Here is a 6,331-nt window from a genome sequence, read left to right as displayed (position 1 = left end):
TCCTTTCCGAATGTTGTCTCGTCAACTACATTCTAACCGAGGAGAAATAGAAATGGCTCTTCTATTTTTAAAAGATGAATTTTACACAATTATACGGACACAACTGTTTTTTCTTCAGAAGACCCTTTTTCTTTAGAAGACCATTCATATAATAAGCGTACTTTAAGAGCCAGAGATAAATGGCTCTTATTTTTTATTACCCACTAGGATTGCAGACAAATTCCCTCTGCTATGTGAGATAGAGGGTGTTTTGTCAGCATACTGCCAGGGTTCCGGTAGGAAAGCAAATGGTTTTTCGTAGTTAGTAATCCTGATGATAGGAAATGGATCCGGGTAATGCATATATGGGTGAGAGTGGTGATATGAATAGTGCATTTACGGATTATATGGATAATGTACATCGATCCAAAGAAAGGCGCTTGTCATGGATAAAAATGTACGTTTGTACTGATAATCACCCATATCACTTCTTTAACCACATTGCTTGTTAGCATAGGAAACAGGATCCAATCAAAAACATTATATTTCAGGCTAGAGAGTCTAACCCGTTTTTAATGGTACATACCCGATTATTCTTATTTGTATTGACTGTATAAATTGTTTCCAATATAATCAAACTCAATCAACACACTAAAGCGTTAATGGAGGAAATTGTCGAAATATTTTTACTTATAAAATGTACCATGATTGTAAAATTATATATATAATATAGTTGTCCGCGGATTAATCTTTGTAAAGATAGGAGGGGATTGTTGTGAAAAAAATTCAGCTTGAAAGCAAAAATTTCTGCGCTCTGCTCCCTGTAATCGTACGTAAGTAATTTAAACGGTGGCATCCCATTATTGAGATGCCACCAAAATTTCATTGAATTAACTAAATATATAAGGAGTTTTATTATGGCTTATATTAATCCATATATTTTTATGTTATTTAGAAACGGGGAAGTAATTGTTTGGGACTATTTCAATCATCAACAATTTGCTTTAGAACCTAGATATGTAAAACGTTTATTGGAATTGAATAATGGTGAAAGAGTCGATGATAGTTCAATCGATAAAGATTTGATTGAAGCAAATATAGTTCAATTAGAACCTCCAATTATTGATGATTGGGGATGGGATGTACTTTCTCATATTTTTCATAAAGGAACACAAAATATACCGATTACTAAAGTCGAAAACCCAGATTACGATACATGGGTAGAAGAATATCTAGAATACTGTGAATCTATTATTAATGAACAACCTGATTTATTCACTAAGCGTCAAGGTCATATCATTGATTTACCAGATCCTGACTATTCGCTTTTTAATAACAAGACATTATTATCGACGTTAAAGGATAGAAAAACCTCCCGCGTATTTAATGGGGGTGTCATGCCACTAAATACTTTATCAACGTTGCTATACATGACGTTTGGACCAATTCACGGTGATTGGTCGGATTTAAATGAAAACGGACTTCTTACAACAGGGATACGGAAATCAAGTCCATCGGGAGGAGGATTACATCCAGAAGAAGCTTATGTATTAGCGCTTCGTGTTGATGGACTAAATCCAGGAGTTTACCATTATCGTATGGACCATAAACTTACACTTCTTACAGAAGAAATATCAGAGGATAGGCTAATTGAATTACTGTATCACCAATATTATGCTCGTGGGTTATCTGTGGGAATTTTTATAACTGCTAGATTTGATAAGGCTTGGTGGAAATATCGTCATTCTCGTGCGTATAGGAATGTGTTACTTGATATTGGGCACGTATCACAAACATTCCAACTTTGTGCAACAAGTTTAGGATACCAGTCTTGGCTAACCGGTGCTTTTCATGATAGAGAAGTGGATTCATTTCTTGGAATTGATGGAGTAAGCGAAAGTACATTGTTTTTTGTGGGAGCTGGAATTGGCGAAAATAAAAGTTTTGATGAAAAAATCCTGGAACATGTTTCATTAAGAGATAGTAAAAATCAAAGAAAGAGGAGTTTTGAATGAAAAGCAACGACTTAGTAATCAATAAAAATATCTTATTACATAATACGATACGACAGGGGATCCGTGATGCGTTCCCTCTTGCAATTGGTATTGCTACATATGGAATACCTTATGGAGTACTTGGTATTCATGCTGGATTCGGTGTATTAGGTACAGTCGCAATGTCAGCGTTGGTTTTTTCAGGTTCGGTGCAAATGATATCGATTGCAATGCATACTGCCGGTGCTGGTTTAGTTAGTATTATTGGAACCGCAGTTTTGCTAAATTTACGAAACTTGTTATATGGTGCAACATTAGCTTCAGGAATTAGCACGGCAAAAAAATGGAGATGGCTGTTAGCTTTTGGAGTATCGGATGAGCCTTTTGTATTAGGAACTGCTCGATTTCAATCTTTTGGCCCCGATCCATTGTATTTTGGAATAATTACTATTGTTTTTTACTTAACTTGGGTGGCTACATCATTTATCGGTGCAATTATAGGAGGACATATCAATACCCAAGATTTAGGCCTGGATTTGGCCTTTCCCATGACTTTCGTTGCGATTCTTTCTCAAATAATAAAAGATAAACCTATTATAGCAACAGCACTTACAGGAGCAATAATTACAATTGCAAATGAAATTTTTGTACCTGGGTCGCCTTATGTCATTTTACTCGCAGGTTTCATTTCTCCGTTCGTTGGATGCTATTTAAGGAGTCGAAAGTCCAATGTGGAATAATTGGTTATTAATAATAATATTGGCTATTTTAACATACATTAGCCGAATTGCGGGAATTGAAGCGTTAATTGGGAGACAAGTAAATAGTAGAGTACAAATGTATTTAAACTATGTTCCAGCTGGAGCAATATCCGCACTCGTAGCGTCTCAGTTGTTCTATATTAAAAACGGTAAAATCTCATTATCATTTCCCGTTATAGTTGCAGGGATTATAGTTGCTATCTGCATGAAGATATTTAAGTCATTTCTTCTGTCTGTAATTATTGGTGTGATAGCAGGATCCTTGATAACTCATTTTATTCGTTAGTGTCAAGGCCGGATTATAATTGAACCATTTTGGCCGTTTTAAAATTGACCCACCCCGGCGATTTTTTATTTTTTCATTGCATTCAGGCTTGGATCAATTCCTGTCCGCATGCGTTCTTTCAAGCGATAGCTGTTTCCTCGTATGTTGATAACGTGAGAATGATGGAGGAGGCGGTCTACGACCGCAGTTGCCAAGACTTCGTCTCCAAGCAGTTCACCCCATTGACTGATGCTTTTGTTGCTGGTCAACACAATGCTTCCACGTTCATATCGGGCACAGATCACCTGAAATAAGAGATTCGCTGCCAGTTCATCAAGAGGATGATACCCGATTTCGTCAATCACAAGAATTTTGGGTCTTGTGTAGATTCGCAACCGCTTGTTCAGACGGTTCTCCATATAAGCCTTTCGAAGATCTTCGATCATATAGGTCAGGCTTACGAAGTATACGGAAATCCCAAGTTCAATTGCTTTTATGGCGAGAGCCACTGCCAAGTGGCTTTTTCCGACGCCGGGAGGGCCTAATAGCAACACGTTTTCATGTCGGGCCACAAATGCCATGGTACCCAATTCACGGATCAGACGTTCATCGACACTGGGCTGAAAGGAAAAGTCAAACTCATCAAGTGTTTTTCGGTACGGAAGATGCGCCAGCTTGGTCCTGACTTCCAGATTCCGCCTTTGTCGTTCGGAGATTTCGACATCCAAGAGCCGATTTAAAAACGTAAGGTAGGGACTTTGGGCATGAATTGCGGTTTCCAGCTCTGCATCCAACATATGAGCTGCTCGTTCGAGGCCCAGTTCTTGTAGCCGCTGGCGCGCTTGGTCCAATTCCATCATGCTCCTGTGACCGCCGGGTTAAAATTGACCCAGTAACGCCGGAATGAAATTGACCCACCTGCGTTGAATATCTCCCATCGATAACGTGCGAATGTTGTCGAAGGGGGAAATCCAAATGTTACGAGGTGGGTCTGTGTTAAGATTACAAGGTTTGCAGGCAGAAGGGAAGGGTTGGCGTACCATTGCTCGAGAAACTGGCCATTCCAAGAACACGGTCAAAAAGTACCTGCGGGATGGCCACCCAGTGGGGAGCAAAGCCCGTCCAAAACGGGCAAAGAAGCTGGATCCGTTTATTCCTCAAATCCAACAGTGGATGAGCGAAGGCTTGTTTAACTGTGTAGCGATGAAACAGCGTCTCGAGAAAATGGGCTATACCGGCGGTGTGACGCAAATCAAGGAGTACGTCCGACCACATCGGCCGCCACGACAACCGCAGGCAAAGATCCGGTATGAAACAAAACCCGGACAACAAGCCCAAATTGACTGGGGATTCTGCGAGGAGGTGGATGAAAACGGCCGCAGGCACAAAGTTGCGGTATTCGTCATGGTTCTCGGGTACTCCCGTGCCATGTACGTCGAATTCACCCGGCGCTGCGATATCTACAGTTTTCTGCGCTGCTTCATCCACGCCCTCGAGCACTTTGGCGGTGTGCCTAGGTTCGCTTTGACGGATCACATGAAGACGGTCGTTATTGGTCGGAATGACGACGGAACCCCCAAATGGCATCCGTTGTTTGAAGATTTTGTACTCACAGTGGGCTTGACACCAAAACTTTGCAAGGTTCGTACACCTAAGACAAAGGGCAAGGTCGAGCGTGGTGTGGCCTTCGTCAAGGACAACTTCTGGCCTGGTCGGCGGTTCACTGGCATGGCAGATCTCAATCGTCAAGCGATGGCATGGTGTCAAGAACAGGACCGCCGCATTCACGGTACAACCGGAGAGCGACCATGTGACCGTATGAATGACGAGGAATTGAAACCTCTTCCAACGCCTGACCGGCTAAAGAAGTTTCTTCGTGAGGAGCGCAAAGTCTCGATGGACGGATTCGTGAGTTGGGACGGCGTCCGATATGGAGTTCCCTGGCGTTACAGCGGACGTGTTGTTACGGTTCGTCAAGTTGGGGCGAAAATCGAAATCTGGTCTGAAGGTGTATGTATCGCCATTCACGACAAATCTGACCGTTGGGGTGGACTAGTACGGCTGAAAGGTCAATACGAGGGTTTATCCGCCTCTCAGGGTAGAGTGGCTCCGAAGGCCATTGCCGTGCGTGTTGCGGAATCTGACGTCGAAAAACGCTCACTCCAGGTGTACGAGCAATTGGCGGAGGCGAGCGTATGCTAGAACTTGAGAAAGTACGGTCACAATTGACAGAGCTGAAACTGCACACGGCGGCAGAAATCCTGGAATCCCGTTTACAGACGGCTTCACAGAAAGAATTCACCTACGTGGCGTTTCTTGCCGAACTGTTGCAGGAGGAAATTTCGCACCGACGACAGCGTCATATACAGACACAGGTGCAGAGAGCCCGTCTTCCCTACCAAAAGACCTTGGAGGAATTTGATTTTTCCTTTCAGCCAAGTGTCGATAAACGGGTCATCGACGAATTTGCCACGCTCGGGTTTATCCGTGAAGCATTCAACATTGTGTTTTTGGGGCCCCCAGGTGTGGGAAAAAGCCACCTGGCAGTAGCATTGGCCATGCGGGCATTGAAAGAAGGTTACTCCGCCTATTTCGTAACTGTGACAGAACTGCTGGAAGACCTACGGAGGGCGCATGCGGAAAACAAACTCGACATTCGGATGCGCAAATACCTGCGCCCGAAGCTGCTCCTGATTGACGAGGTAGGGTATTGGCCCTTTGGACGAGAAGAAGCAAATCTATTCTTCCAACTGGTGAGTACTCGATACGAACATGGAAGCATTATTTTGACGAGCAACAAGAGCTTTGCCGAGTGGGGAGAACTGTTTGGAGATCCTGTTCTCGCTTCCGCAGTCCTCGACCGACTACTTCACCACGGACACATTGTAAACATCCGTGGGCAGAGCTACAGACTGCGAGAGAAGATCCGGGCTGGCGTATACGGCTCCCCACGAGAGACAGTCATGACATCCTGATTCAACGTCGCTGGGTGGGTCAAAACTAACCCGGCGAAACGGGTCAAAACAAATCCGGCGTTGACACTCCCACCTCCACGAGTCGTTCATACACATCCAGCGAACGGATTTCCACATCGTCCGCTGCAATTTGTCTGGCTTGTGGACGGGAATGGGCGTGTCCGTTTGCGGTCGTAAGACCCGTATACTGGCCTGGACACAGGATAACCGCTCGGGATCGTTGCACCTTCTTGTGTATGGCAATCGGAACCCCGTTTACAAGGATCTCAATCCTTCCGTTGAGATCCCGCACATCGACATCCCGGCCGCTATACATCCAGGGTACTCCATACCGAACCCCATCGTAGCTGATAAAAC

7 protein-coding genes are annotated in these 6,331 nt (G+C 43.7%); 5 read left to right on the top strand and 2 right to left on the bottom strand.

Annotated elements, in window-relative coordinates:
• The first annotated feature begins 896 nt into the window (after positions 1 to 896).
• The 3 genes from BFU02S_RS14235 to BFU02S_RS14225 are packed head-to-tail and all read left to right on the top strand — an operon-like array spanning position 897 to position 3,020.
• Positions 897 to 1,994, top strand: a complete 1,098-nt coding sequence (locus tag BFU02S_RS14235) for a SagB family peptide dehydrogenase (RefSeq protein ID WP_066322416.1) — start codon at positions 897 to 899, stop codon at positions 1,992 to 1,994.
• A complete protein-coding gene (locus tag BFU02S_RS14230; protein ID WP_066322413.1) occupies positions 1,991 to 2,713 on the top strand; it encodes an AzlC family ABC transporter permease in 723 nt (240 codons plus the stop codon). The genes BFU02S_RS14235 and BFU02S_RS14230 overlap by 4 nt, the downstream gene beginning before the upstream one ends.
• Complete coding sequence (locus BFU02S_RS14225) at positions 2,703 to 3,020, top strand: AzlD domain-containing protein (RefSeq protein ID WP_066371947.1); 318 nt, start codon at positions 2,703 to 2,705, stop codon at positions 3,018 to 3,020. Before BFU02S_RS14230 ends, BFU02S_RS14225 begins: the two co-directional genes overlap by 11 nt.
• A gap of 65 nt (positions 3,021 to 3,085) precedes the next feature.
• Here the strand turns inward: BFU02S_RS14225 and istB (BFU02S_RS14220) are convergent, their stop codons facing one another.
• Positions 3,086 to 3,859: an IS21-like element helper ATPase IstB gene (istB, locus tag BFU02S_RS14220; RefSeq protein WP_066322411.1), complete on the bottom strand. Its 774-nt coding sequence runs from the start codon at positions 3,857 to 3,859 to the stop codon at positions 3,086 to 3,088.
• A gap of 115 nt (positions 3,860 to 3,974) precedes the next feature.
• Here istB (BFU02S_RS14220) and istA point away from each other — a divergent pair, with 115 nt between their 5' ends.
• Both istA and istB (BFU02S_RS14210) read left to right on the top strand, forming a co-directional pair.
• Complete coding sequence (istA, locus tag BFU02S_RS14215; RefSeq protein ID WP_066322409.1) at positions 3,975 to 5,201, top strand: IS21 family transposase; 1,227 nt, start codon at positions 3,975 to 3,977, stop codon at positions 5,199 to 5,201.
• Positions 5,195 to 5,974 (top strand): IS21-like element helper ATPase IstB, encoded by a 780-nt coding sequence (gene istB / locus BFU02S_RS14210; RefSeq protein ID WP_066322407.1) that lies wholly within the window; start codon positions 5,195 to 5,197, stop codon positions 5,972 to 5,974. The genes istA and istB (BFU02S_RS14210) overlap by 7 nt, the downstream gene beginning before the upstream one ends.
• Positions 5,975 to 6,017: 43 nt before the next feature.
• Here the strand turns inward: istB (BFU02S_RS14210) and BFU02S_RS14205 are convergent.
• A partial coding sequence (locus BFU02S_RS14205) for a Mu transposase domain-containing protein (protein ID WP_439951016.1) occupies positions 6,018 to 6,331 on the bottom strand: 314 nt, incomplete at its 5' end.

Origin of the sequence: Neobacillus fumarioli NBRC 102428, from assembly GCF_001591485.1 — a bacterium.
GTDB lineage: Bacteria > Bacillota > Bacilli > Bacillales > Cytobacillaceae > Neobacillus > Neobacillus fumarioli.
The sequence above is the reverse complement of the archived record's forward strand: the minus strand, read 5'-3'. Positions and strand labels throughout refer to the sequence as shown.